The sequence below is a fragment of the Streptomyces sp. NPDC093510 genome (assembly GCF_040683555.1).
Taxonomy (GTDB): Bacteria; Actinomycetota; Actinomycetes; order Streptomycetales; family Streptomycetaceae; genus Streptomyces.
Genome location: NZ_JBFBEE010000011.1, coordinates 25187 through 50923, shown reverse-complemented (window position 1 = coordinate 50923; position 25737 = coordinate 25187). Strand labels below are relative to the sequence as shown.

The following is a 25737-nucleotide window of genomic DNA, read 5'->3' as shown; positions in this document are numbered from 1 at the left end:
ACCATCGGGTTGGAGCAGTTGTCGGCGTTCGAGGTCAGGACTTCCCCTGCGAAGGGGGCCGGGTGTCGGCAGTTGGAATGAGCGGTCCCCGCTTGCGGGACTAAGCTGCGGAAGGACAGGGAGGGGACCGACCCCTTTACTGCCTGACCGCTCTGAGGAGCGATTAACGATGTTCGAGAGGTTCACCGACCGCGCGCGGCGGGTTGTCGTCCTGGCTCAGGAAGAAGCCCGGATGCTCAACCACAACTACATCGGCACCGAGCACATCCTCCTGGGCTTGATCCATGAGGGCGAGGGTGTCGCCGCTAAGGCCCTGGAGAGCCTCGGGATTTCGCTCGAGGCGGTCCGCCAGCAGGTGGAGGAGATCATCGGGCAGGGCCAGCAGGCTCCGTCCGGGCACATTCCCTTCACCCCTCGTGCCAAGAAGGTCCTGGAGCTGTCGCTCCGCGAGGCCCTTCAGCTGGGCCACAACTACATCGGCACGGAGCACATCCTGCTCGGCCTGATCCGTGAGGGCGAGGGCGTCGCCGCCCAGGTCCTGGTCAAGCTGGGCGCCGATCTCAACCGGGTGCGGCAGCAGGTCATCCAGCTGCTCTCCGGCTATCAGGGCAAGGAGACCGCCACCGCCGGCGGTCCTGCCGAGGGCACGCCCTCCACGTCCCTGGTCCTCGACCAGTTCGGCCGGAACCTCACCCAGGCCGCTCGTGAGTCCAAGCTCGACCCGGTCATCGGGCGCGAGAAGGAGATCGAGCGGGTCATGCAGGTGCTGTCCCGCCGTACGAAGAACAACCCGGTCCTGATCGGTGAGCCCGGCGTCGGCAAGACCGCCGTCGTCGAGGGTCTCGCCCAGGCCATCGTCAAGGGCGAGGTGCCCGAGACCCTCAAGGACAAGCACCTCTACACCCTGGACCTCGGCGCGCTGGTCGCAGGCTCGCGCTACCGCGGTGACTTCGAGGAGCGCCTGAAGAAGGTCCTCAAGGAGATCCGCACCCGCGGCGACATCATCCTGTTCATCGACGAGCTCCACACCCTGGTGGGTGCGGGTGCCGCCGAGGGCGCGATCGACGCCGCGAGCATCCTCAAGCCGATGCTGGCCCGTGGTGAGCTGCAGACCATCGGTGCGACCACGCTCGACGAGTACCGCAAGCACCTGGAGAAGGACGCCGCGCTGGAGCGCCGCTTCCAGCCCATCCAGGTCGCGGAGCCGTCGCTGCCGCACACCATCGAGATCCTCAAGGGCCTCCGCGACCGTTACGAGGCGCACCACCGCGTCTCCATCACGGACGAGGCACTGGTGCAGGCCGCCACCCTGGCCGACCGGTACATCTCGGACCGCTTCCTGCCGGACAAGGCGATCGACCTGATCGACGAGGCCGGTTCCCGGATGCGTATCCGCCGGATGACCGCGCCGCCGGACCTCCGCGAGTTCGACGAGAAGATCGCGGGCGTCCGTCGCGACAAGGAGTCGGCGATCGACTCCCAGGACTTCGAGAAGGCGGCCTCTCTCCGCGACAAGGAGAAGCAGCTGCTCGCCGCGAAGGCCAAGCGCGAGAAGGAGTGGAAGGCCGGCGACATGGATGTCGTCGCCGAGGTCGACGGCGAGCTGATCGCCGAGGTCCTGGCCACGGCGACCGGCATTCCGGTCTTCAAGCTCACGGAGGAGGAGTCCTCCCGCCTGCTGCGCATGGAGGACGAGCTCCACAAGCGCGTCATCGGCCAGAAGGACGCCGTCAAGGCGCTCTCGAAGGCGATCCGGCGTACGCGTGCGGGTCTGAAGGACCCGAAGCGTCCCGGTGGCTCGTTCATCTTCGCGGGCCCGTCCGGTGTCGGTAAGACCGAGCTGTCCAAGGCGCTCGCCGAATTCCTCTTCGGTGACGAGGACGCGCTGATCTCCCTCGACATGTCGGAGTTCAGCGAGAAGCACACGGTCTCGCGTCTCTTCGGTTCGCCTCCCGGTTACGTGGGTTACGAAGAGGGCGGTCAGCTGACCGAGAAGGTCCGTCGCAAGCCGTTCTCCGTCGTTCTTTTCGACGAGGTCGAGAAGGCCCACCCGGACATCTTCAACTCGCTCCTGCAGATCCTGGAGGACGGTCGTCTGACCGACTCCCAGGGCCGGGTCGTCGACTTCAAGAACACGGTCATCATCATGACGACCAACCTCGGCACCCGTGACATCTCGAAGGGCTTCAACCTCGGCTTCGCGGCCCAGGGCGACACGAAGTCCAACTACGAGCGGATGAAGAACAAGGTCAGCGACGAGCTGAAGCAGCACTTCCGCCCGGAGTTCCTGAACCGCGTGGACGACGTCGTCGTCTTCCCGCAGCTCAGCCAGGGCGACATCCTCCAGATCGTCGACCTGATGATCACCAAGGTGGACGAGCGCCTCAAGGACCGGGACATGGGCATCGAGCTCTCCCAGTCCGCGAAGGAGCTGCTCGCGAAGAAGGGTTACGACCCGGTGCTCGGCGCGCGTCCGCTGCGGCGCACGATCCAGCGCGAGGTCGAGGACACCCTCTCCGAGAAGATCCTCTTCGGTGAGCTCCGTCCCGGCCACATCGTGGTCGTCGACACGGAGGGCGAGGGCGAGACCGCCACGTTCACCTTCCGTGGCGAGGAGAAGGCGGCACTGCCCGACGTGCCGCCGATCGAGTCGGCCGCCGGTGGCGGCGCGGGCCCGAACCTGAGCAAGGAGGCGTAGCCCTCGCAGGGCGCGCTCACAGGGGCTGCCCCGGACCGTTTCGTACGGTTCCGGGGCAGCCCCTTTTCCGTGCGTGAAGTACATGACGTACGCGATGTACGTGGCGTACGTGACCGGGTGGCCCTCAGGCCGTGATCGAGACGCCCTCCGGTACGTTCCGCACGCGCGGAAGACGCGGATTGACGCGCAGAACGCGCAGGGCGGGGAAGCGGGCCAGCCACGACATGTCCGGGTCCGGCAGCTCCGCGTTGAGCCACAGGTGCGTGAGCCGGTCGGGGACCAGGCCCGCGAGGAGCTCCTCGGTGCGCATGACGCCGGCCACCTGGATGCGGGGCCGCCCGCCGAGGCCGCGCAGGGCCGCGAGCTCGGCCGCGTCGGAGACGGGGAAGTACAGGCCCTCGGGGGCGAGGTGGGCGATGATCTCGCGTGCGTACCGCTCGGTGTCGAAGTGGCGCCAGGGGCGGGCCAGCTCGGTGCGGATGGCGAGCGAGGTACGGGTGCGCAGCCGGGCGAGGTAGTCGATGGCCGCGTCGTCCTGGACGCGGGTCGCGGTGATGGCGAGGAGCAGCGCCTGCTGGTCGCCGGGGACCTGCTCGGGGTCGGGCAGCTGCTCCAGGACGATGGGGCCGACCCAGCCGAGGCTGCGGGCGCCCTGTTCGGTGGTGGGGCGCACGAGGTTCTTCGTACGCCGGTGGACGAGTTCCTGGACGGCCGGGTCCAGCTCGCTGACGTGTTCCAGGCAGGCCGCGGCCATCAGGCGCCGGTGGTTGACGTGCGGGCGGCGCAGGCCGGGGGCGGCGGACAGCAGGCGCTCCAGGAAGCGGGCGCATTCGTCGGGGCGGGCGTGGGCGGCGGCCATGCGGATGACCTCCTCCCACTCCGGCTGGTGGGCGTGGTCGACGAGGGTGTCGAGGTCGCCGCGGGCCACGATCTCCTTGGCGGCCAGGTAGTCCTGGAAGGTGCGGTGGATGAAGTCGACGGAGACGCCCGCCTGCTCGCGCAGCAGTCCGGTGCGGTGCAGCAGGTGGACGAAGATCTTCTCGCCGTCGCCCGCGGCACGGGCGGAGGGGATGGCGGGCAGCGCGTGGTCCAGGACGTCGACGACGCGGCGGCGCGGCAGCTCCGAGAGGCCCTCGTCGAGCATGGCGTGGGCGAGCTTGCGCAGGAGCAGTTCGCGGGCGCCCTGCTGGAGCCGTACGTCGTCGGCGTACAGCACGTCGCGTTCGGGGTCGCGGCGCTGCAGGAGCATCTCCAGGGCGGCGTCGTAGAGCTCCTTGCGGCCTTTGGGCAGGGAGCCGGAGCGGTCCCGGTTGAGTGCGCATATGAGGCCGCACATCAGGGGGTTGGTGGCGAGCTGGCGCAGCTCGCGGTAGATCCGTACGGAGTGCAGGAGGCGCTGCTCGTACTCCTTGAGGGAGTCGGTGTCCTGGCCGGCGTCGCTCATCGCCGCGGTGTGCCAGTCGCGGATGAAACGGGTGACCTGGTCGCGGGACATCGGTGCAAGGGACAGCTCGGTGAACCCCTCCTCGGCGAGGCGTTCCTGGGCGAGCCAGCCGTCCTCCACGGCGGAGGGCCGTGAGGTGACCAGGCAGGCGGTGCCGGAGAAGATGCGCAGGAGGCGGCGGAGCTGGCCGCGCAGGGCGCCGCGGGACTCCTCGGGGGCCTCGTCGATGCCGTCGACCAGGAGCAGGGCGCGGCCCGCGAGGAGGGTGCGGACGACCCACCCGTCGGGCGCCCGGTCGGCGAGCGGATGCCGTACGGCGTGCAGGAAGTCGTCCGGGGAGGGGAAGCCCTCGCGGGCGAAGCGGCGTACGGGAAGGACGAACGGCACGCGGGCGCCCTCGCGCGCGGCGGCCACGGCGAGCCACTGCACGAGGGTCGTCTTGCCGGACCCGGCGACGCCGCGCAGCAGCACCCGCTCGTGCCCTTCGAGGGCCCGGTCGGCGAGGAGCACGGTCCGCTGCTGCCCGCCCGCCCCCGCCACCGGGCCGCCGCTGCTCTCCTCGGCCTGGAGGCTCAGATAGGTGTCCTCCAGGGGCCAGCGGTCGGGCGCGTGTGCGAAGTCGACGCCGACGATGGTCAGCCAGCCGTGCTGGCGCACGACCTCCTGCGCGTACGCGGCCTCGAACTCGGCGTCCTCCCGGGAGGGCTCGCTACGCCGGGCGGCGGCCGCCACCTCGGCGTCGTTGAGGTCGACGAGCTGACGGACGCGGCTGGCGCGCTCGGGCATGTGGCGCTGGATGTACGGGGAGCGGCGCACGAGGTGGTGCAGCACGTGCAGGCAGACGGCGACGAGCAACTCGTCGTGGAACCAGGCGGCGTCGGGGCTCAGTCCGCGGTCCGCGCCCTGGACGGCGCCGCGCAGCCGCCGCGCGTAGTCCTGCGGTCCCAGGCGCACGGCGTCGGCGTCGGTGAGGTCGAGCTCGCCGACGGCGAGCAGGGTGCGGGTCAGGACGTCGGCGACCTCGGGCAGCTCGGCGGTCGGTGTGGTGTGCGTCTCCGCGGCGAGCTGGATGAAGTCGGCGGCGGTGCGGTGGACGTCGTCAGGACCCGCCGGGGCGTCGGGGCCCCGCCAGGTGGTGAGGGCGGCGATCAGCTCGGGGGTGGTGGGGGGCCGGGGCGGGACGCGGAAGAACCGTTGTACGAGGGGCATGGTGTGGGCCGAGGGGGTGCGTACTACGGGCTCCATGGGCATCGGGTCCCTGGGGGTCGCGGATGCTGGCGTCGGGTCAACCGTAGGTCAATCACGGTTCGGTGGGCGGACGTTGAGCTCAATATGAGGCGATACCTGTCGGGCTTCGGTGTCGCTCACCTCCGAGTGCACGGTGACCTCGGAGAGACGGGGGAAGGCCGACAGCCAGGCGAGCCCCTCGACAGGGTGTGCCGCGTCCAGCGTGAGACGGGTGAGCTGTTCGGGCACGATGAGCTCCGTGAGGTCCTCGGCGCGGTAGGCGCCGACGATCTGGATGTCCGGCCAGCCACCGATGGAGCGCAGGGCGCGCAGGTCCTCCGGGCCGTGCACGAGGACCGTGGGGCGCCGGGACAGGTGCGTGAGGATTTCCCGCAGGTAGAGCCAGCGGTCGAAAGCCGGCCAGGACGAGGCCAGGACCAGCTGCACCCGCGGATCGTGATGGTCGCGGAAGCGGCTCAGGAAGTGCAGGGCGGGGGCGCTGCCGATCTTGGCGGCCACCAGCGGCACCAGGGAGGCGAGCTCGTCGCGGACCTCGTCGGGGCCGGGCAGCAGATTCAGCACCAGATCGCCGCCCGCCTCCGCCAGGGCGTACGCGTCCTGCCTCGTCCGAGGCGGGATCAGCGACCGTACTCCCGTCTCCACCAGCTGCCGCACGCCCGGCGCCACCTCAGCCGCGTAGGGCAGCGCGGCCGCCGCGAGCAGCTTGCCGCGTGTGGTACCGGCCCGTACGAGCCGCTGCAGCATCCGCTCCGCCTCCTTGGGCCGCGCGTGCGCGACCGCCAGCAGGATGACGTCCTCCCATTCGGTGCGGTCCGCGTGGTTCACGAGCAGGTCGAAGTCCAGCTCCTGTACGGCGAGACGGGCGCCCAGATAGTCCTGAAACGTGCGGTGCAGGAAGTCCACGCGCCCGGCGGCCGGCTCCCGCAGCAGGCCCGAGCGCAGCAGGAGCCAGAGGTACACCTCCTCGCCGCCGCCGTCGATGTTCATCGCGGGCGCGGCGTCCCCGAGGATGCGCACGGCATCCGATTCGTCCATCTCCGAGCGGCTGTTGCGGATCAGCCACCAGGCGAGTTTCTGGAGGAGCTGGACCTGGATGGCGAACGGGAGCCGTACGGCCGTGACGTCCCGCTCGACGTCCCTGCGCTCGAGCAGCATCGTCAGCGCCGCCTCGTACAGGGACTTCCTGTCCTGCGGCAGGAAGCCGCGCCGCTCGCGGTGGAGCGCGCAGAGCATGCCGCACATCAGCGGGTTGGTGGCGAGCCGGTTCAGCTCGGACGCGGCCCGCACGGACTGCAGGAGGGCGGTCCCGACGGCCTCGTTGGCGCCCGCGGCTCGGTGCCAGCGGCGTACGAACGTCTCGACGTCGTCACGAGTCATCGGTGACAGCGTGAGCTCGGCGAAGCCGGTGGTGCCCAGCCACTTGTCCGGGACGGCGGAGGGGCGGGTCGTGACGAGCCAGAGGTTGCCGGGGAAGACGCGTGTCAGATCGCGGAGCCACCGCTTGGCGGACTCGCGCCGGTCCTCGGAGATCTCGTCGAGCCCGTCCACGAGGAGCACGCCGCGGCCCGCCCGCAGCACGCGATTCACCCAGCCGGGCGGCTCCTCCCCGGCGACGAGGCACCCGACGGCGGTCAAGAACTCGCTGGGCATGGGGAGTTCGGAGCCCGGCCGGACGATCCGCCGCATCGGCAGCACGAACGGGACGCGCCCGATGAGGTGGGTGAGCCCGTGCTCGTACGTCCGGTCGGCCGCGGTGACCGCGAGCCACTGGACCAGGGTGGTCTTGCCGGACCCGGCGACGCCGCGCAGCAGCACGTGGTCGTGCTGGGCGAGCACACGTTCGGCGGCCACCTGGGTGCCGCCCTCGCCGGGCCGCTCCCGCGTCGCCTCCAGGCTCAGATACGCCGTGTCGAGCGGCCACTCGCTGGTCCCGGCGTAGACATCGAGGCCGTAGATGGTGAGCGTGCCGTGGCGCGCGGTGATGTACGAGGCGTACCGCTCCTCGAACGCGGCGTCCTCGCGCGTCTGCGACGGCAGCCGTTCGAGGAGTACGTCGACGGCCTTGACGAGCCGCGCGAGCTGCTGACTCTGCGAGGTCTGCTGCCGGGCGATGTACGTGGAGCGCTGCGTGAAGAAGTTCAGGATGTGGAGGGAGGCGGTGTGGAGGAGCTGGTCGTACAGGGCCTCGCCGTCGGCGCTGAGCCCGTGGACGGAGACCGTCGTACGCTCCCGGAGCCTGCGGGCGAACTGCTCGGGGCCGAGGGCCACCGCTTCGTAGTCCTCGATGGTGAGAGTGCCCAGCACCGTGAGCGACTGCGCGAGGGCGTGCTTGACGGCGACGGCCTCGGCGGCGTCCACGGGCCGCTCGCCGGGCCCCGCGGCCTTCAGCGCCCTTCGGACGAGTTCCTCCGCGATCTTCTCGACGTCCTTCGGCGTGACGTCGCGCTTCTCGCCCCGGAACGACACGAGCCCCGAAATCCGCACCGGCTTGGTGACGAGGCCCGCGCCCGGCTGGTCCTTCACGAAGAGCTTCTTCACGAGGGGAGCGACGGCGCTGGAGGCGAGGCGGGCGCCTAGGGTTGCGGGGTCGACCATGAGTTGAGGGTAGGCCAACGGGCCTCCCTGTACGGGGGGTTAAGAGCCAAGGAGTCGGCCGACCTACGCCTGCTCGATGCCGTCGATACTGTCGATGGCTTCCTGGACGACCCGGGACAGGTCCTCCTCGGTGGGGATCAGCTCACGCTCCGCTGGGGCGAGCGTGGAGTAGGACGTGACTGCCATGGGGTTGTTGCTGGCGTCGAGGGCCAGCTGAACGGCTGCCTTGTTGTGGCGGGCTCCGATGAGGAAGCCGATCGTCGCGTCGTCCCGCTCCGGCTCGCGCACCATCTGGTCGACCACGCTCACGTAGAAGTTGAGCTTGCCGATGTGCTCGGGGCGCACGTCCTTCGTCTTGAGCTCGAAGACGAAGTAGCGGTGCAGCTTGAGGTGGTAGAAGAGCAGGTCGATACGGAATTCGTCGCCGCCGATGACGACGGGGTACTGACGCCCCACGAAGGCGAAGCCGACACCGAGCTCCGTAAGGAACCGGATCATCCCGTCGACGATGGCCGTCTCCAGCTCGCGCTCGGCGTGATGCTTGTCGAGACCGAGGAAGTCGAGGCGGTACGGGTCCCGGACCAGCTCCTTGAGGACGTCGGAGCCGTCCGGCACGGTCGCCGCGAAGTTGTTGGCGGCGGCGCCCTGGGTGAGGTGCAGTCCCTGGTGGATGAAGCGGTCCAAGATCGCGCGGGACCAGCCGTTGCGGACGGCTTGGGTGGCGTAGAAGTCCAGCTCCGACGGGGTGTCCAGCTTGGTCATGAGGACGGTGATGTGTCCCCAGGGCAATTGTCCAACAGGCTGTTGGACAATTGGGCCTGGCCAGGTCCGGGCCATCTTGTGCATGTACATCAGGTTGCTCCGGGAGAACCCGCGCTGGTTCGGGAAGGCCGCCTTCAGGTCAGCGGCCAGGCGGGTGACGACCTTTGCGCCCCACCCCTCCTGTGCCTGCCGGTCAAGGATGAGGTGCCCGATCTCCCAGTACAGCTGGATCAGTTCGGTGTTGACGGCCCGTTGGGCGCGGGTTTGTGCGCCGGACACGGCCCCCTTGATCTCGCTCAGGAGGTCGCCGTACCAGGAAGGCAGGTCGTTCTGCTGCGCGGGGATCGCTGCTCTGGCCTCGGTGTTCTTGCTCATGGCGCCGACGATCTCGCAGGGCGCCTTGCCCCGGGGACGATTGGGGTCACGTCACCCGAACGGTGCGGTCGGACGAGGTGAGGGCGCATATCAGGGCGGCGAAGGCGGTGGGGTGGGTGGAGAGGGTTGTGTCGGGGGCGTCGCTCTCTTGGAGGTGGATCTGGCCGGTGGGGCTTTCGGCTACGTAGACGCAGTTGGCCTGGTCGCCGCTGAAGGAGGACTTCTGCCAGTGGAGGGTGCTCATGCCTGGGCCTCCTAGGAGGGATTCAAGATGTTGGCAGGCGCGTGGTGAGGGTGTGCAGGAGGGCGGAGAGGGCTTTGGGGGTGGTGGTGAGGATGGTGGTGGGTTCGTCACTCTCTCGGAGGTGGATCCGCCCGGTGGGACCGGCGGCTACGTAGACGCAGTTGACGCCTGCTCCTTCGCTGAAGGAGGACTTCTGCCAGCTGAGTTCGTTCATCGGTGGGCTCCGCTGTGGGTGTAGTGGATGTGCTGGACGAGGCCCAGGGAGTCGCGGTCCTCGGGTCGGACCGGTGAGGTCTCGTTCACGATGGGAGCCAGCGCGCTGTCCCCCAGGGCGGTGATGGTCGATTGGTACTGGGAGATCGTCTCGCCGTCGTGCAGGGTCATTCCGGCGGCGGGGTGTTCGACGAAGACCGTTTCCAGCCCCTGCACTCCCGGGGAGAGGAGCAGGAACGGGGCGCTGCGCCACGCCTGTGTCCCCTGGTCGAACGGCAGGATCTGAATCGTGACATGCGGATCGGCGGAGCTGCGGATCAGATGTGCAAGTTGGGCGCGCATGATCTGAGAGCTGCCGACGACCATGCGTAGCGCGGCCTCATGGATGACGACATGCAGCTGAGGCGGCTGTGCACCGGTGAGGATGTGCTGGCGTGCCAGGCGAAAGCGCACCAGGGTATCGATCTCGGCGGGTAGAGCACCGGGCCGAGCGTTCTGGAAGAGCGTGCGCATGTACGACTTGGTCTGGAGCAGGCCGGGGATGAGCAGCGTCTCGTAACTCGCGATGCTGGTCGCTCGATCCTCCAGCTCGGCAACGTCCAGAAACTGTTGTGGCAGCACCTTGCGGTAGTCGGACCACCAGCCCTTGCCGTTGCTCTCCGCCAAGCGCACCAGCTCGTCAACGTACGTCCCACTAGTGCACCCGTACTCGGTCGCAAGGGTGCGGAGGCGCTCCGTGGAGATACCGGTTCTGGCCGCCTCAATGTGCGTCATGTGGGGTCGTCCCACGCCGATCAGGGCCGCCGCCTCGATGAGGTTGAGCCCCGCGTTCTCGCGCAGCTTTCGGAGCTCGACGCCGAGCCGTCGCTGGCGCTCGGTGATGTGCAGCCGTAGTGCCAAGGCTGGTCCTCCCGGGAGTTCGGGCTCAGTTTGCCGCCTCAGGAGTGAAGCTTCCACCGATTGAGGAAAGAAGGTTGCACTAGTGACGCCTACTCCTTACGTTGAGTGAGGCGGCGCTCACGCAACCATGCCGGAAGCCTCGCTGTCGACGCAGCAAACCGCCCCGCCCGCCCCCAGAAGCGCACCGCCCGATCCAACCCCCCGTGCCGGACGGGGGGTTGCCCGCGAGGGGCGGTAGGCCACTGTGGCCGGGCCACGTGGGGCCGGTCATCCATCAGTCGAAGCAGCGACCCAACGCCATGGAGGCGTCTCATGGGCGTACCCGCGCATGCCCTCAAGTCGGACGGGCGCGAGCCCGAACTACCGTCACCCCCCGAGACCTACACCCTGTTCACCCCCGGCAACCCCCACTCCCCCAAGATCTGCCGCGACTTCGTACAACGCACCCTGGAGACCCTCGGTCTCGGCCACCTCGGGGACACCGCCGCTCTCTGCACCTCCGAACTGGTGACCAACGTGCACCAGCACACGAAGAGCGACGTCCACCTGAGAGCCGTCGTCGCCGCCACCCACGTACGCATCGCCGTGTATGACGGCGGCGACCAACTGCCGGCGCCCCGCAGGCCCGATGCGGAGGAGGAGGGCGGACGTGGACTGTTCCTCGTGACCGCGCTGTCCGACGTGTGCGGGGTGACGCCCGCGAGCGTGGGCAAAGGAGTGTGGTTTCAGCTCAATCGGTGAGGGGGTCGTACGTGGACACCTCGACGCGGCCGGGCAGGGCTTCCAGACCCGTGGTGGTGGGGGCGGGGGCCCGCAGGCGGGTGAGGGACGGGAGGCCGACCAGGGGGGTGACGTCGAGCGATTCGTGGCCCGGAGGCGTGAGTACGTCCACGTCGACGAGCCCGGGCACGAGCGTCACGAGGCGGGCCATCGCGTCGTCCCATCGGCCCTTGGGGAACACCTGCAGCTCTGTGACGCCGGGCAGGGCCAGTCCGGGAGGTGCGGCCGCGAGGCTGTCGGACGACATGGTCAGCTGCGCGAGGTGGGGGAGGCGGGTGAGGGCCTCCCACCGCTCGGGGGCGTCGAGGCGTTCCGAGGCGGAGGCGCCGAAGATGACCCACTTCAACTCCCGCCACACCTCCATGTGGTGGATGCCGGTCAGGCTGTCGACGGAGTCGAAGAACCCCAGGGAGTGCAGGGGCGCGTCGGAGGGGAACAGGGAGAGAGCCCAGGGCTCGTCGACGTCGAAGACGCGCAGTGCGGTGAGGTCGTGCAGGAAGGCCAGCGCTTCCGGGGCGAGACGGGGCGGAGGGATCTGGAGCATCAGGAACGTGGGCACGCAGGCCACGAGCAGCCGGGAGGCGGCTCGCGGGGAGACTCCCGCGCGAAGGTCCAGGTGTTTCGGGCGCAACCTCAACCGCTCCACTTCCGCCGCCTGCTCGTCGTTGAGGATCGTGAAGTGTGTCTGCCCGTCGTCGAGGTGGGCGATGACCTGCTCGGCGTACGCGCGACAGTCGTACCGCTGCCACCCCCACATCAGCTGGCTGCGCACGGCGAGACTCGGGTGCCGTACGAAGCGGGCGAGGAAGGGGATCGCCGCATCCGACCGGATGCGGGTGGCTGTGATCGTCACGTTCCGGGCCTCGTCGTCGGTCAGTCCCTCCGGCCCGGGGAGCAGGTCGATCACCACGGGCCCGGCCTCCGCGAGGTCGCGGGCGTCCGCAGCGCTCCGCGGCGGAATCAGCGCCGCCGTCCGCCGCTGCACCTCCTCCCGCACCGTAGGCGCCAGCTCCGCCGCGTGTTCCAGGCAGGCCGCCGCCAGGAGATGGAGCCGCTTGCGGGCCCGCTCCTCCGGGTGGCGGTCCCCGTGCGTGAGCAAGTCGTCCAGGATCTCCGCCCGTTCGCGCGGCCGCGCCTGTGCCACCGCCATGCGGATGACGTCCTCCCACTGGTCGTCGGCGGCGTGCTGTGCGAGTACTCCGAAGTCGCCCTCGTCGACCGCGGCCCGCGCGCCGAGGAAGTCCTGGAACGTGCGGTGGACGAAGTCGACGGTGTCCGGGCCGGGTTCGCGGAGGAGGCCGCTGCGGTGCAGGAAGTGGGTGTAGACCGCTCCGGCGTCGCCGAGCGGGGCCAGCTCCGGCACCGAGGGCAGCGCGTCCGCGATGATGGCCTCCGCGCGCGAACGGTCCATCACCGTACGCCCGTTGCGGATCAGCCAGTACGCGAGCCGCTGGAGCAGTTGCAGCTGCGGCTCCTCCCGCAACTCCGGGACCGCCATGTGGCGCTCACGGTCCCGGCGTACCAGAAGCATGGAGAGAGCCGCCGTGTAGAGATCCTTGCGGCCCAGCGGCAGGAAGCCCCGCCGGTCCCTGTGCAGCGCGCAGATCAGACCGCACATGAGGGGATTGGTGGCGAGACGTCCCAGGTCCGGCTTGGTGCGGACCGCCTCCAGGAGCTGCGTCTCGTACGCGGCCAGCGCGGCATCCTCGTCCGGGGCCCCCGTGGCCGCGGCCGCGTGCCAGCGCTCGATGAACGCCGCCACTTCCGCCTTCCGCATCGCGGCGAGCGTCAGCTCCGTGAACCCCTCCTCGGTGAGCCAGGCCTCCCGTACGGCCGAGGGGCGCGACGTCACCAGCCAGCGGTTGCCGGGGAACGCGTCGATGAGGTCGCTCAGCCAGGCCCGGGTCCGGGCACGCTCCGTCTCCGGGATCTCGTCGATGCCGTCGATCAGGACGACGGCACGGCCGGCCGCCAGGACGCGCGCCTCCCATCCCTTCGGCTGGGTCCCCGCGAGGGGGCAACCCACGGAGGCGAGGAAGTCCGCGGGGGCGGGCAGGCGCTCGCCGTGGCGGGTGAGGGTGCGCAAGGGGAGGACGTACGGAATGCGGTCGTCCAGGTACGCCATGGTGTCCGAGGAGACAGCCACGGCCCCGCGCGCCGCGCTCACCGCGAGCCACTGCACGAGCGTCGTCTTTCCGGAGCCCGCCTCGCCCCGGAGGAGGACCCGGTCATGGGTGGCGAGAGCCTGGTCGGCGGGGAGCGGGGGAGTGAGCTCGACGATCTCCACCTCCTCCGTGTGGTACTCCGCTCCTGCCTGATAGCGGGCCGACGCCACGCGCCCGGGCGCCACCGCCTCCAACGACATGTAGGCCGCGTCCAGCGGCCACTTCCCCGGGGAGTCCGCCAGATCGATGCCGAAGATCGTCAGCTTGCCGTGCTTCTTGGCGACGTACGCGCGGTAGCCACGCTCGAAGGCGGAGTCCTCCGCCCCGGAGACCGGCCTGCGGGAGATCAGCTCGTCGACCTTCGCGATCAGTTCGTCCTGCCCCCGGCTCTGCGCGACCAGCGTCGCCGCGACGAACGTGGAGCGCTGCGTGAAGAACTGCAGGATGTGCAGGCAGGCCCACTCGGTGACCGAGTCGAGGTAGAAGGAGGCGTCCGCGGAGAGCCGGGAGTCCGGTGCCGCGTGCAGCAGCTTGCGGGCCAGCTTCTCGTGGCCCAGGCGGACCGCCTGGACGTCGTCCATGTCGAGGTCGCCGAGTGCGAGCAGTACCCGGGTCAGGGCGTCGGTGACCGCCTGCGCCTCGTCCGGGGGGAAAGTGCGCTCGCCGGGTGAGCCCAGGGACGCCGTCACGAGCCGTTCCGCGAGCCGCCGCACGTCCCGCTCGCCCAGCGCGCGCTTCTCGCCCTTGAACGACACGAGCGAGGAGAGCCGCACGGGTTTGTCGACCAGGCCCGCGCCCGGGCCGTCCCGCACGAAGAGCTTCTTGATCAGGGGGGCTACGGCGCTCGATGCCAGGCGGGTGCCTATGACCGCGGGATCCATGGTGTGAGCGTAGTAGGTCAGGGGCGTGGGACCGGGCGTCCGTCGACGATCAGCTTTACGGAGTCGGGGAGTTGGGCGGGGTCGGGGGTCTCGGAGGGCTGCGTCACGGTGACGTGCCGCAGGTGGGGGTGGGCTCGTAAGGGAGCCAGGTCGATCGTGTCCGGCTCGTGGACGTTCAGGTGGGTCATCGACGGGAGCGCCTCGACGGCCTGTCGTAGATCGCACCCGGCGCCGTGGGCCAGGATCGTGACGTGGCCCTGCGCGAGGAGTCGGACTCCGCTCGCCGCCAGGCTCGCCAGCTCTTCGGGGCTCAGACTGAGGTGCCTCAGGCCTCTCAGGCCCGCCAGCACCCGCCAGTCCTCGTCGGTGGGTGGAACGTCCAGATCCAGGCCGATCTGCCTGAGGGAGGTGAACTTTCCGAGGGCCGAAAGACCCGCCGTGTTTTTGGGCAGGAAGACGCAATCCAGCGGAGCGTCGTCCGACATGAGATCAAGGACCGGCCACTCGGGCTCCATCCGTACGCTGAGGAGGGTGAGCTGGTCGAGCGCCCGTAGCGGTCTCAGGTCGAGTTGAGGAACGCCGGCGAGGATCAGTTCGCTGAGGGGGAGTTCGGTCACAGGCGCGAGTGAGGAGACGGCGGGGCACCTCAGCAGGCCGAGGCGTTTCAGGTTCCGGTACCGGCCGACGAACTCCAAGTCGTCGATCACGCCGTTGCCGGAGAGGGTGAGCCGCTCCAACTCCACGTCTCCCAGAGCGTCGACTATCTGGTCGGCAGTGAAGTCGCCCACCAAGTCGATGTGCGTATGCCCGCCCAGACGGCTCAGCGCGGCGAGTTCGGCGTGCGAGCGGACCAGGATCGTCGCGCCGGGCTTGTCCCGCAGGTGGCTGATGATTTCCCGCGCGTAGGTCTCCGTATCGAAGCGGTCCCAGTGGGAGCCGAGTTGGTGGCGGGCGGCGGGGCTCGCGTGGTCCCGGTACTTCACCAGGCACGGCAGCGCGGCGTCGCCGCCGACGAGGCCCGCCGTACTGATGACGTAGGCCGCTTCCTGCTCGCTCGCCTCGTCGTCGGGGCCGGGCAGGAACTCCAAGACAATGGGCCCCAGTTCGGCCAGCTTCTGCGCCTCCTTATAGCTCTGCGGAGGGATCAGTTCCGCCGCCCGCCGCTCCACCTTCCCCCGCACCTCGGGATCCAGCTTCGCCGCGTGCTCCAGGCATGCCATGGCCAGCAGGTGCAGCCGTACCCGGTGCTCCGGCTGCTTGTCGCCCCGCTTCATCAGGCCCCGCAGCAACCGCACCCGTTCGTCGGGGCGCGCGTGCGCGACGGCCATGCGGACCACGTCCTCCCACTGGTCCAGGTGCGCGTGCCGGACCAGCAGGTCGAAGTCGCGCTCCTCCACCGCCGCCCGCGCCCCCAGGTAGTCCTGGAAGGTGCGGTGCACGAAGTCGACGGCCCCCGCGCCGGGTTCACGCAGCAGCCCCGAGCGGTCGAGGAGATGGCGCAGGATTTCCTCGGCCGTGCCCTGCGCGGCGACATGCGGCATGGACGGCAGCAGCCTCTCCAGCTGGTTCACGGCGTCCGCGCGGTCCATCTCCGAGCGGCCGTTGCGGATGAGCCAGTAGGCGAGCCGCTGCAACAGCTCGATCTGGGACTCCTCGTCCAGCTCCGCCGCCATGTCGCGCTCGCGGTCGCGGCGCTCCAGGAGCATCGAGAGCGCGGCGTCGTACAGCGCCTTCCTGCCCCGGGGCAGGAAGCCTCGGCGCTCCCGGTGGAGCGCGCAGATCAGGGCGCACATCAGGGGGTTGGTGGCGAGCCTGCCGAGGTCCTGCTTGGTACGTACCTCCTCCAGGAGGGCGTCGCCGAGAGCCGGGTCCGCGTCGGCCGCCTCGTGCCAGCGACGGATGAAGACGCGGATGTTCTCGTGGCTCATCTCGCAGAGGGTGAGGTCGGTGAAGTCCTCGCTGCCGAGCCAGTCCTCGCGTACGGCCGAGGGGCGTGAGGTGACCAGCCAGAGGTTGCCCGGGTAGGCGCAGAGCAGGTCGCGGAGCCAGCGGCGGGTGCGTTCGCGTTCCTCCTCGGGGACCTCGTCGATGCCGTCGATCAGCATGAGGGCCCGGCCCGCGGACAGCACGCGGTCGGCCCAGCCGGCGGGCTGGGCGGAGGCGAGCGCGGCGCCGGCCGCGCCCAGGAAGTCGGCCGGAGCGGGTAAGGACGCGCCGCCGCGCGTGAGCGTGCGCAGCGGCAGGACGAACGGCACACGTCCGATGAGGTGGGCCTGTTCGCCCGTGAGCCGGTCCTGGCGGGCGGTGGTGACCGCCAGCCACTGCACCAGCGTGGTCTTGCCCGATCCGGCGGCGCCGCGCAGCAGGACCCGCTTGTCGCCCGCGAACGCTCCCTCGACCGGTTGGGAGAGGGGCGGGGTCCAGCTCTCGGACAGCGGGAGCCCGTCGCGGCTCTCCGCCGCGAAGGCGCCGTCGCCGACGGGATGGTGGTCGGCGTTCCGGGACGCGCGGAGGCTGAGGTAGGCGGTGTCCAGGGGCCAGTCGCGGCACTCGTCGAGGTCGATGCCGTAGATCGTGAGATGGCTGTGCTTCTTCGCGACGTACTCCTCGTAGCGCCGCTCGAATCCGGCGTCCTCCGCGGACCGGTCGGAGAGGCGCTGGATGAGGATGTCCGTGCGGGTGATCAGCTCGTCGAGCTGTCTGCTCTGCTCGACGAGTGAGCGGGCGACGAAGGTGGAGCGCTGCGTGAGGAAGTGCAGGATGTGGAGGCAGGCGCTCTCCAGGAGCCGGGAGTACAGGGAGACGGTGTCCCGGCTGAGGAAGCGCACGAGCTGACGGCCGCCGGCCCGCTCGTACAGCTTGTCGGCGAGCCTTCTGTGGCCGAGGCGCACCGCTCCGACGTCGTCGAGGTCCAGTTCCGGGAGCGCGTAGAGGGTCAGCTCCAGTGCGTCCGTGAGGGCGTCCGGCTCGATGTCGTCCATCGGCTGCTCATGGGTTTCCCGGGCGGCCCGGCCGACCAGTTCCCGTACGAGCTTGCGCAGGTCCTGCTGGGACAGCGTGCGCTTCTCGCCCGTGAACGACACCAGCGAGGACAGCCGTACGGGCTTGTCGACCAGGCCCGCGCCCGGGCCCTCCCGCACGAAGAGCTTCTTGATCAGTGGGGCGATGGCGCTCGATGCCAGGCGGGTGCCGACGACCGCGGGATCCATGGGCGTGAGCGTAGTGCGGGTCACATTCGCGGTGGGGTGGATCTCGCGGGCCGGTGACATGACGCACAGGGGTTTCGGCCGGTACTAGGCGGAATAGTGGAAACCGCCGGAGCGGGGGTCGGGACCTTCGGCCCGCAACCTCCGGGACCTGTGTCGCGTCGGGGGGTGCCGGGCGGGTTGCCGCCGTGAGTAGGCCCAGGTTGCCCACTCGACGTGGGGTTAAACCCGGGCGGAGGGAGAAAGCGCAGCCCCGTGAGCCTGGGGTAAATGTCCGGATTTGAGGGTGTCAAGAGGGCTAAATACCGGCGTCCAGCTACGGCTTTACGTAGTAGATGGGCGTTTTGGGCCCCGACCGGAGTGGGGGTTACCAAGGGATGGCCGACCCGGCGAAGCGCGGTCGTGGGTGACTCACCCGCTGCCCGCCTGCCGGGTCTCCACATGCCCCCCTCAGTCGGCCCAGCCGTCACACTCCGGAGGACATCCTCATGCTCAAGCGCACCAAGTCCCACCGTCCCGGCCCGTCGATGTTCCGTACGCGTGCGGCCGTCATCGCCGTCGGCCTCGGAGCCTCGGCGGCCCTCGGGGCCGGGGTCTCGGTCGCCGCTGGGGACGCCAAGAGCGGTGGCGCGCTGCCCGGCGTCGCCGTGAACTCCGTCAAGGCGCAGGCCGACGCGCAGGCGAAGAAGGCCGACGCCCAGGCGAAGAAGGCCGCCGACGTGAAGAAGGCCGCTGCCGCCAAGGCCGCCGCCTGGGTCGACCCGGTCAACAACTACACGCTCTCCGCGAGCTTCGGCCTCGGCGGCAACATGTGGTCCCAGAAGCACTCCGGCCAGGACTTCGCCGTGCCGGTCGGCACCGCGGTGGAGTCCGTGCACGGCGGCACCGTCGTCAAGGCGGGCCCGAACGGCGCCGGTGACGGTCCCGCGTACGGCAACGCCGTCGTGATCAAGCACAGCAACGGCACGTACTCCCAGTACGCGCACCTCTCGCAGGTCGACGTCCGGGTGGGCCAGGCCGTCGGCACCGGCCAGCGCATCGCCCTCTCCGGCAACACCGGAAACTCCAGCGGCCCGCACCTGCACTTCGAGATCCGCACGACCCCGAACTACGGCTCGGCCGTCGACCCCGTCGCCTTCCTCGGCTCGGTGGGCGTGAAGGTCTGACTGGCGTGAAGGTCTGACGTAAAGGTCCGGCCCGACCGCCGGGCACGCGCGGGCGCGGGCGCGGGCGCGGCTACGAGCTAAGCGCCCGTGTGCGCCCGCTACGCACCCGTGTGCGCCCGCGTCACCAGATCGATGGCGACCTCCAGGATGGCCTTGCGCTTCTCCTCGGGGTCGCCTTCGACGTCCTTGAGCACGAACATCCCGCCGTGCATCGTGAACAGCGCGCTGAAGCAGCGCACCTGGTCGGCCATCGGGGCGTCCGGGTCCTTGAGGATCTCGTAGAGCCCGAGCATGCGGTCCTTGAAGCTCTCGCCCGTCTTCAGGTCGCGCATCGTCGCCTGGTTCTCCTGCATGAAGCGGAAGAGGGGCGCGGCGTCGACGAGGATGTCGCTGTAGCGGCGCAGAGCCGTCTGCTTGGTCTCCAGCGTGATCGGCTGCGGCTGCTCGTGACCCCAGGCGATCAGCTCGTCGATGGGCCTCGTGAGGTCATCGAAGATGCTGGTCAGGATGTCTTCCTTGGTCTTGAAGTGGTAGTACAGCGCCGCCTTCGTGACCTCCAGCCGCTCCGAGATCTCGCGGAGCGACGTCTTCTCGTAACCCTGCTCGGCGAAGAGTTCGAGGGCCACGTCCTGGATGCGCTGACGGGTGTTCCCGCGGCGCTGCTGCTTGCCCGTGCCTGTGCCCGTGCCGCTTGCGCCTGTTCCGGTGCCGCTTGTGCCCGTGCCCGTGCCGCTTGTGCCTGTGCCCGTGCCCATCGGGGTGCTCCTCGACCTCATGCAACATAACTTACTTGACGCCCGGCTAGTGCGGGGTCTACCTTCCCTCAGTGTAGTCAACTAGCCGGGCGGCAAGTAAGTGCACGGGGAGACGCGGGGAGTGGGGAACATGGCGGAGAAGACCATCGAGAAGACCGGGCGGGCGGCCGGCCCGGAGGCGGCACAGGTGGGCCTGGAGACGGCACGGGTGGGCCCGGAGGCGGCACGGGTGGGCCCGGAGGTTGGACAGGCGGCCCCGCCGCCCGCCGGGCCCGGCTCGGCCGGGACGACGAAGACCGCCAAGGCCGAACCGCAGCCGCGCAGCGTACGCGTCGTGCTGATGGCGCTGATGATCACGATGCTGCTCGCGATGCTCGACAACATGATCGTGGGCCCCGCGATGCCGACGATCGTCGGCGACCTCGGCGGCATGGAGCACCTGTCGTGGGTCGTCACCGCCTACACCCTGGCCACCGCCGCCTCCACCCCCATCTGGGGCAAGCTCGGCGACATGTACGGGCGCAAGGGCTCCTTCCTCACCGCCATAGTCATCTTCCTGGCCGGCTCCGTGCTGAGCGGCATGGCCCAGGACATGGGACAGCTCATCGGCTTCCGCGCGATCCAGGGGCTCGGCGCGGGCGGCCTGATGGTCGGCGTCATGGCGATCATCGGTGACCTGGTGCCGCCGCGGGAGCGCGGCAAGTACATGGGCATGATGACCGGCGTCATGGCGGTCGCGATGATCGGCGGCCCGCTGGTCGGCGGCTCCATCACCGACCACCTCGGCTGGCGCTGGGCCTTCTACATCAACCTGCCGCTCGGCGCCGTCGCCCTCATCATGGTGACCAGCGTCCTGCACCTGCCCAAGAAGAAGGCCGAGGGGCGCATCGACTACCTCGGCGCGGCCCTGCTCACCGTCGGCATCAGCACGCTCGTGCTCGTCACCACCTGGGGCGGTACGGAGTACGCGTGGGACTCAGCCGTGATCATGGAGCTCATCGGGATCGGCGTCGCCTCGCTCATCGGCTTCCTCTTCGTACAGAAGAAGGCCGCCGAGCCGGTCATGCCGCTGCACATCTTCGCCAGCCGCAACTTCTCGCTGATGGCCGTGATCGGCTTCATCACCGGCTTCGTGATGTTCGGCGCGATGCTGTTCCTGCCGCTCTACCAGCAGTCCGTCCAGGGCGCCTCGGCCACCAACTCCGGCCTGCTGCTGCTCCCGATGCTGCTCTCGATGATGGCCGTCTCGCTGTTCGCGGGCCGCGTCACCACCGCCACCGGCAAGTACCGCGTCTTCCCGATCGTCGGCACCGTTCTGATGGTCACCGGCTTCTTCCTGCTCGCGCAGATGGACACCGGCACCTCGCGCCTCACCTCCGGCCTCTACATGGCCGTGCTCGGCGCCGGCATGGGCTTCCTGATGCAGATCACCATGCTGGTCGCGCAGAACAGCGTCGAGATGAAGGACATGGGCGTCGCCTCGTCCTCGGCCACGCTCTTCCGTACGCTCGGCTCCTCCTTCGGCGTCGCCATCATGGGCGCGCTCTTCAACAACCGCGTCCAGCACGTGATGGACGACCGGGCGGGAACCCTCGGCGGCAAGGTCACCGAGACGTCGGCGCAGCTGGACGCGGCGAGCCTCGCCAAGCTGCCGGAGGCCGTCCAGGACGCCTACCAGCACGCGGTGTCGTCCGGTACGCACTCGGCCTTCCTGCTGGGCGCCGTCATCAGCGTCGTCGCGCTGATCGCGTCGTTCTTCGTGAAGGAGATCCCGCTGCGCGGCTCGGGCCCCGAGGGCAGGCCGGCCGTGATCGCGGAGTAGTCGAGTAATCCGAGCGGTAATCCGAGCGGTCAATCCGAGCCGCCAATCCGAGCCGCCAATCCGAGCGGCCAATCCGAGCGGCCCCCCGGCGCATCGCGCACCGGGGGGCCGTCGGCACTCCATCGGGAGCATTCTCCCGGCCCGCGAGGCAGGGCTGCCCGCGGCGGTGCGCCGGCAGCGATACGTTGCCGGGCAGCAATGCCGCGAAAGGAACAAGGATGACATCGCAGGGCAAAGGCGCCGCGGGAGATGTACGGACGGACGAAGACGCCTACAGCGCCGCGTTCGACCTGTTCCTCGCCGGAACGGATCAGAAGACCCGCACCCAGGACTACCTCGCCCAAGTGGCCGGTCAACTGAACGGACGACGGGTATTCCTGGACGTGGGCCCGGCCGAAGGCACCATCACCCGGCACATCGGCCGGCTCTTCGAACGTACGGTGTGCATCGAGCCGAGCCGGCCCATGCGTCACGCACTCGCCCGTACGTGCCCCGACGCCCGCGTGCTGGCGGAACCGCTGCTCGATGCGGACCCCGGCGTCACCGTCGACCTGGCCCTGCTCTCCCACGTGCTGTACTACGTCCCCCGCCCGCAGTGGACGGCCGCCGTGCTGCGCGTCATGGACTGGATCGCCCCGGGCGGCCTGCTCCTGGTGCTCATGGAGAAGTCGGACAGCAGCTGTATGCGCATGGTGCAGCACTTCACCGGCAGCTGTTTCGATCTGCGCGAACTCGCGGACGAACTCGCCACCGCCCCGCCCGACCTGGTCGGAGACGTCCGGCTGGACACCGTCCCCGCCCGGTACCGCACCCAGGACCTGAACGAGGCCGTCACCGTCGCCGACTTCCACCTCGGCGTCCCCTCGACCGGGCCCGGCGGAGGCGCACCGCCGAGCCGCGAGGCCCTGGAGGACTACGTACGCGCTCACTTCCACGACCCCGACGGCGGCTACACCATCAGCAACGACCAGCACGCGCTGCGCGTCGAACGCCCCCGGGACAGCCGGGACAGCTGGGCCAGTACCGGAGCGGGGCTCGGCGGGCGCACACCGCCGATCGGGTGACGCGGAGCGGGCGGCACCTCGCCCGGCAATCAAGGGCCCCCGCAGACATTTCCGCAGGTCAGAAGGGTACGAAAGGGGCAGTGGCCCCGAGCGGAGACCGGGTGCGAGCCCTACGGTGATGGGCATGGGACCTGAACTATGGGCGACCGTGCAGGCGATGCCCGGCGTGCACGAGGCCCCGGAGCTGGAGGCGGCCGGCTGGGACGGCCTCACCTTCGGGGACTCCCAGTGCCTGATGGGAGATCCCTACGTCGCCCTGACCGCGGCGGCTCTGAAGACCAGCCGCATCCGTCTGGGAGTCGGCGTCACCAACCCCTGGACGCGACACCCCGCCGTGACCGCCGCCGCCGTCATGTCCGCGCACATGGAGTCCGGGCGGCGCGTGTCCCTCGGCATCGGCCGGGGAGACAGCTCCCTCAGCCGGCTCGGCCTCGCCCCCGTCCCCCTCCAGCAGCTCATCTCGTACACCACGGCCGTGCAGACCTACCTCCGAGGCGACCAGGTGTCCGTGACCACGGCACGCCGTGGGGCGCCGCAGGTCTTCCAGGACCGGCTGGTGCCGCTCCCGGACGACAGCCGTCTCACGTGGCTCGCCCGCGCCCCCGAGGGCTCGGCGCCGGAGGTGTTCCTCGCCGCCTCCGGCCCGCGGACCATCCGGGCCGCGGCCTCGACGGCCGACGTGACGGCCCTGTCCGTGGGGGCGGACCGCGACCGGCTGCGGGAGGCGGCCGAGACCGCCCGCGAGACGCGGTCCGACGTGCGGCTGGCCGCTTTCGTTCATGTCGTCGTCGATGACGACATCGACAGGGCCCGCGCCATGGCGACCCATGGCATCGCCAGATTCGCCCGTTTCTCGCACCGTTTCTCGCACCGTTCCTCGACCGTTCCTCGCACCACCGCGCGTCGGAACCCACTCCGCGGTTTCTCGACTCCTTCGCCGTCCTGGGCCCGGCCGGCTACTGCCGGGACCGGCTTCTCGAACTCGCCGACGTCGGTGTCGAACGCTTCCATATCGTCACCGGCTGCTCGGGGGAGTACCGAAAACGCTCGTACCGGGCATTCATCCGGCAGGTCGCCCCCGCCGTGCGGGAGCACCACAGCGACCGGTGAGAAAGCGAGCACCGCAGAGACCAGTGAAGCGACCGGTGGGACGAGGTCAGAAGTTGTCCGGCAGCTTGAGGACCGGGTAGCTGCCCGTGCTCGTGGGCGCGTGCTCCGGCAGCCACAGCACCGCGACCGCACCCTCGGAGGGCACCTCGGGGGCCGCACCCGCGGGGCGTACGTTGCGGAAGGTGAGCCGCGCGCCGAGCACCCGCGCCTGGCCCGCCGCGATCGTCAGACCGAGACCGTGCCCGTGCCCCGCCCGGTCGGTGCTGCCCGTGCGGAAGCGGCTCGGGCCCTCGTCCAGGAGCGCCTCGGGGAAGCCGGGCCCGTGGTCGCGCACCCGGACCACGCGGCCCTCGACGCTGACCTCGATGGGCGGCTTGCCGTGCTTGGTGGCGTTGGCGACGAGGTTGCCGAGGATGCGTTCCAGGCGGCGCGGGTCGGTGGTGACCTCCGACTCGTGCACCACCGTCACCGTCACGTCCGTGGTCAGGACCGCCATGCGCCGGGCCACGAACTCGCCGAGGGTGATGTCCTGAAGCTCGGCCCGCTCGGCGGCGGAGTCGAGACGCGCCACTTCGAGTACGTCCTCGACGAGCGTCCGCATCGCCTGCGCGCGGTCCTTGACCAGCTCGCTCGGCCGGCCCGGCGGCAGCAGCTCGGCCGCCGTGAGCAGCCCGGTCACCGGGGTGCGCAGCTCGTGCGCGATGTCGGCGGTCACCCGGCGCTCGGCCTCCAGGCGCTGCTTGAGCGCGTCGGCCATGGCGTCGACGGCGCTCGCCACGTCGTCGGTCTCGTCCTTCACGACCCCGCCGATCGCCTCGCGGACACTCACGTCCGAGTGGCCCTGGGCGACCTCGCTCGCCGCCGTCGCCGCCTTGCGCAGCCGTCGCGACAGCTGTCCGCCGATGAGTACGCCCAGCGCGCAGCCGCCGAAGACGACCGCGATGGAGCCGATGACCAGGGCCTGGTCCAGGTCTTTCATGACGGTGGCGCTGCGGTCGGTGAAGCGGGAGTGCAGGGACAGGACGTGCCCGTCCGCGAGGGGCACGGCGGCCCAGATGTCGGGCACGCCGTCCGGCTTCTCCTCGACGAAGGTGGCGCGGCGGCCCTTGAGGACCTTCTGCCGCAGCTCCTGCGGCAGCTCCGGGTCGTCGACCTTCGTGCCGAACTGCAGCGTCTGCCGCTGGGAAGCGGAGGAATAGAGGCGCAGGGCGAACTGGATGCGCTCGTCCTGCACGTCGCGCGCGTTGTCGAGCATCGAGACGCGTGCGGCGTTGTGCACGACCAGGCTCAGGGCGATCGCGACCAGCGCACCGACCAGCGCGATCGCCGCGGCGATCTTCCAGCGCACGCCGGTGCGCAGCTGCGGCCCGGAGCGGAGCCTCTCGCGGACGCGCTCGACGGCCCTGCGCCCCCCGTTCATATGCGTCGTCCCCTGAGTGCCGTGAGTACCAAACGTGCCGTGCGTCCGCTGATCGTCCTCACGCCTTGAGCTTGTAACCGAAGCCGCGGACCGTCTCGATGCGGTCCTGTCCCACCTTCGTACGCAGCCGCTGGACGTGGACGTCGACGACGCGGGTGTCACCGCCCCAGCCGTAGTCCCACACGCGCTCCAGGAGCTTGTCGCGGGAGAGGACCGTGCCGGGCGCGGACGAGAACTCCAGGAGCAGACGCATCTCGGTCGGCGTCAGCGCCACGGGCGCACCGTCCCGGCGCACCTCCATGCCGACTGTGTCGATCTCCAGGTCGCCGAAGTTCAGCACCCCGCCGTCCGCCGCGGAACCCTCCTCGTGGCCGCCCGACGCCGAACCGTGGCCGCCGGCGTGGCCGAAGCGGCGCAGGACGGCGCGGATGCGGGCGACCAGGACGGCGCCGTCGAACGGCTTGGTCACGTAGTCGTCGGCGCCCGCCTCCAGGCCGAGCACCACGTCGATGGAGTCGGCACGCGCCGACAGCATGATCACCGGAACCGTCGACTCGTCACGGATGCGGCGGCACAGCGAGACGCCGTCCAGGCCCGGCACCATCACGTCGAGCAGGGCGATGTCCGGCCGGTCGGCGCGGAACGCCTCCAGGCCCGCGAGCCCGTCCGGCATGGCGGTCACCGCGAATCCGTCGCGCTCCAGGGCGAGCTGGGTGGCCTCACGGATGACGTCGTCGTCCTCGACGAACAGGACGTGGGTCTGCTCTGCCATCGGATGCTCTCAGTCCTTTTCGCTGCGTCGTGCGTCGGTGCGTCGGTGCGTCGGTGCGTCGGTGTAGCGGTGCGTCGGTGTAGCGGTGCGTCGGTGTAGCGGGGTAGCGGTGCGTTG

At 70.1% G+C, this 25737-nt stretch carries 16 protein-coding genes and 1 pseudogene; 6 read left to right on the top strand and 11 right to left on the bottom strand.

Features of this window, described 5'->3' with window-relative positions; all coding sequences use genetic code 11:
• The first annotated feature begins 169 nt into the window (after positions 1 to 169).
• Positions 170 to 2698, top strand: coding sequence for an ATP-dependent Clp protease ATP-binding subunit (locus AB0N81_RS18850; RefSeq protein WP_365359595.1), 2529 nt, complete (start codon positions 170 to 172; stop codon positions 2696 to 2698).
• Positions 2699 to 2822: 124 nt separating this feature from the next.
• Here the strand turns inward: AB0N81_RS18850 and AB0N81_RS18845 are convergent, their stop codons facing one another.
• The 6 genes from AB0N81_RS18845 to AB0N81_RS18820 all read right to left on the bottom strand — a co-directional run bounded on the left by AB0N81_RS18845 (position 2823) and on the right by AB0N81_RS18820 (position 10479).
• Positions 2823 to 5387 carry an NACHT domain-containing protein gene (locus AB0N81_RS18845; protein ID WP_365359593.1) on the bottom strand — a complete coding sequence of 855 codons (2565 nt, stop codon included), beginning with the start codon at positions 5385 to 5387 and terminating at the stop codon, positions 2823 to 2825.
• Positions 5388 to 5438: 51 nt separating this feature from the next.
• Positions 5439 to 7985 carry an NACHT domain-containing protein gene (locus AB0N81_RS18840; protein ID WP_365359591.1) on the bottom strand — a complete coding sequence of 849 codons (2547 nt, stop codon included), beginning with the start codon at positions 7983 to 7985 and terminating at the stop codon, positions 5439 to 5441.
• 63 nt (positions 7986 to 8048) lie between these two features.
• On the bottom strand, positions 8049 to 9122 hold the full coding sequence (locus tag AB0N81_RS18835) for a PDDEXK nuclease domain-containing protein (protein ID WP_365359589.1): 1074 nt from the start codon (positions 9120 to 9122) through the stop codon (positions 8049 to 8051).
• Positions 9123 to 9168: 46 nt separating this feature from the next.
• Complete coding sequence (locus AB0N81_RS18830) at positions 9169 to 9366, bottom strand: DUF397 domain-containing protein (protein ID WP_365359587.1); 198 nt, start codon at positions 9364 to 9366, stop codon at positions 9169 to 9171.
• 22 nt (positions 9367 to 9388) lie between these two features.
• Positions 9389 to 9580, bottom strand: coding sequence for a DUF397 domain-containing protein (locus AB0N81_RS18825; RefSeq protein ID WP_365359585.1), 192 nt, complete (start codon positions 9578 to 9580; stop codon positions 9389 to 9391).
• Positions 9577 to 10479: a helix-turn-helix transcriptional regulator gene (locus AB0N81_RS18820; protein ID WP_365359583.1), complete on the bottom strand. Its 903-nt coding sequence runs from the start codon at positions 10477 to 10479 to the stop codon at positions 9577 to 9579. Before AB0N81_RS18820 ends, AB0N81_RS18825 begins: the two co-directional genes overlap by 4 nt.
• Before the next feature lie 312 nt (positions 10480 to 10791).
• Between AB0N81_RS18820 and AB0N81_RS18815 the strand changes: the two genes are divergently transcribed.
• A complete protein-coding gene (locus AB0N81_RS18815) occupies positions 10792 to 11220 on the top strand; it encodes an ATP-binding protein (RefSeq protein WP_365359581.1) in 429 nt (142 codons plus the stop codon).
• Here AB0N81_RS18815 and AB0N81_RS18810 read toward each other — a convergent pair.
• Both AB0N81_RS18810 and AB0N81_RS18805 read right to left on the bottom strand, forming a co-directional pair.
• Complete coding sequence (locus AB0N81_RS18810) at positions 11210 to 14305, bottom strand: NACHT domain-containing protein (protein WP_365359579.1); 3096 nt, start codon at positions 14303 to 14305, stop codon at positions 11210 to 11212. The two genes, AB0N81_RS18815 and AB0N81_RS18810, sit on opposite strands and share 11 nt — an antisense overlap.
• Before the next feature lie 17 nt (positions 14306 to 14322).
• Entirely contained in the window at positions 14323 to 17514 is a 3192-nt protein-coding gene (locus tag AB0N81_RS18805) for an NACHT domain-containing protein (protein ID WP_365359577.1), read from the bottom strand.
• A 485-nt stretch (positions 17515 to 17999) separates the two neighbouring features.
• On the opposite strand from AB0N81_RS18805, the gene AB0N81_RS18800 reads away from it, so the two are divergent.
• Positions 18000 to 18677: a M23 family metallopeptidase gene (locus AB0N81_RS18800; protein ID WP_365359575.1), complete on the top strand. Its 678-nt coding sequence runs from the start codon at positions 18000 to 18002 to the stop codon at positions 18675 to 18677.
• Positions 18678 to 18775: 98 nt separating this feature from the next.
• Here AB0N81_RS18800 and AB0N81_RS18795 read toward each other — a convergent pair whose 3' ends face one another.
• Positions 18776 to 19432: a helix-turn-helix domain-containing protein gene (locus AB0N81_RS18795; RefSeq protein WP_365359573.1), complete on the bottom strand. Its 657-nt coding sequence runs from the start codon at positions 19430 to 19432 to the stop codon at positions 18776 to 18778.
• 340 nt (positions 19433 to 19772) lie between these two features.
• On the opposite strand from AB0N81_RS18795, the gene AB0N81_RS18790 reads away from it, so the two are divergent.
• The 3 genes and pseudogenes from AB0N81_RS18790 to AB0N81_RS18780 form a co-directional block, all read left to right on the top strand.
• The gene (locus AB0N81_RS18790) at positions 19773 to 21254 is read left to right on the top strand and encodes an MDR family MFS transporter (protein ID WP_365360059.1); all 1482 of its coding nucleotides are present in this window, start codon (positions 19773 to 19775) and stop codon (positions 21252 to 21254) included.
• A 218-nt stretch (positions 21255 to 21472) separates the two neighbouring features.
• Positions 21473 to 22318, top strand: a complete 846-nt coding sequence (locus tag AB0N81_RS18785; protein ID WP_365359571.1) for a class I SAM-dependent methyltransferase — start codon at positions 21473 to 21475, stop codon at positions 22316 to 22318.
• A gap of 118 nt (positions 22319 to 22436) precedes the next feature.
• Positions 22437 to 23183, top strand: a pseudogene (locus AB0N81_RS18780) (LLM class flavin-dependent oxidoreductase); the annotation flags it as partial.
• A 291-nt stretch (positions 23184 to 23474) separates the two neighbouring features.
• Here AB0N81_RS18780 and cseC read toward each other — a convergent pair.
• A complete protein-coding gene (gene cseC, locus AB0N81_RS18775) occupies positions 23475 to 24848 on the bottom strand; it encodes a two-component system sensor histidine kinase CseC (protein ID WP_365359569.1) in 1374 nt (457 codons plus the stop codon).
• Between the two features lie 58 nt (positions 24849 to 24906).
• Entirely contained in the window at positions 24907 to 25620 is a 714-nt protein-coding gene (cseB, locus tag AB0N81_RS18770) for a two-component system response regulator CseB (RefSeq protein ID WP_365359567.1), read from the bottom strand.
• Between the last annotated feature and the right edge of the window lie 117 nt (positions 25621 to 25737).

What these genes read in the sequence shown, in the direction of transcription:
- AB0N81_RS18825 (WP_365359585.1), bottom strand. Translation starts at nt 9,580, where the DNA reads ATGAACGAACTCAGCTGGCAGAAGTCCTCCTTCAGCGAAGGAGCAGGC.
- AB0N81_RS18815 (WP_365359581.1), top strand. Translation starts at nt 10,792, where the DNA reads ATGGGCGTACCCGCGCATGCCCTCAAGTCGGACGGGCGCGAGCCCGAA.
- AB0N81_RS18830 (WP_365359587.1), bottom strand. Translation starts at nt 9,366, where the DNA reads ATGAGCACCCTCCACTGGCAGAAGTCCTCCTTCAGCGGCGACCAGGCC.
- AB0N81_RS18810 (WP_365359579.1), bottom strand. Translation starts at nt 14,305, where the DNA reads ATGGATCCCGCGGTCATAGGCACCCGCCTGGCATCGAGCGCCGTAGCC.
- AB0N81_RS18835 (WP_365359589.1), bottom strand. Translation starts at nt 9,122, where the DNA reads ATGAGCAAGAACACCGAGGCCAGAGCAGCGATCCCCGCGCAGCAGAAC.
- AB0N81_RS18790 (WP_365360059.1), top strand. Translation starts at nt 19,773, where the DNA reads ATGGCGCTGATGATCACGATGCTGCTCGCGATGCTCGACAACATGATC.
- AB0N81_RS18795 (WP_365359573.1), bottom strand. Translation starts at nt 19,432, where the DNA reads ATGGGCACGGGCACAGGCACAAGCGGCACGGGCACGGGCACAAGCGGC.
- AB0N81_RS18845 (WP_365359593.1), bottom strand. Translation starts at nt 5,387, where the DNA reads ATGGAGCCCGTAGTACGCACCCCCTCGGCCCACACCATGCCCCTCGTA.
- AB0N81_RS18785 (WP_365359571.1), top strand. Translation starts at nt 21,473, where the DNA reads ATGACATCGCAGGGCAAAGGCGCCGCGGGAGATGTACGGACGGACGAA.
- cseC (WP_365359569.1), bottom strand. Translation starts at nt 24,848, where the DNA reads ATGAACGGGGGGCGCAGGGCCGTCGAGCGCGTCCGCGAGAGGCTCCGC.
- AB0N81_RS18805 (WP_365359577.1), bottom strand. Translation starts at nt 17,514, where the DNA reads ATGGATCCCGCGGTCGTCGGCACCCGCCTGGCATCGAGCGCCATCGCC.
- AB0N81_RS18850 (WP_365359595.1), top strand. Translation starts at nt 170, where the DNA reads ATGTTCGAGAGGTTCACCGACCGCGCGCGGCGGGTTGTCGTCCTGGCT.
- AB0N81_RS18800 (WP_365359575.1), top strand. Translation starts at nt 18,000, where the DNA reads ATGCTCAAGCGCACCAAGTCCCACCGTCCCGGCCCGTCGATGTTCCGT.
- cseB (WP_365359567.1), bottom strand. Translation starts at nt 25,620, where the DNA reads ATGGCAGAGCAGACCCACGTCCTGTTCGTCGAGGACGACGACGTCATC.
- AB0N81_RS18840 (WP_365359591.1), bottom strand. Translation starts at nt 7,985, where the DNA reads ATGGTCGACCCCGCAACCCTAGGCGCCCGCCTCGCCTCCAGCGCCGTC.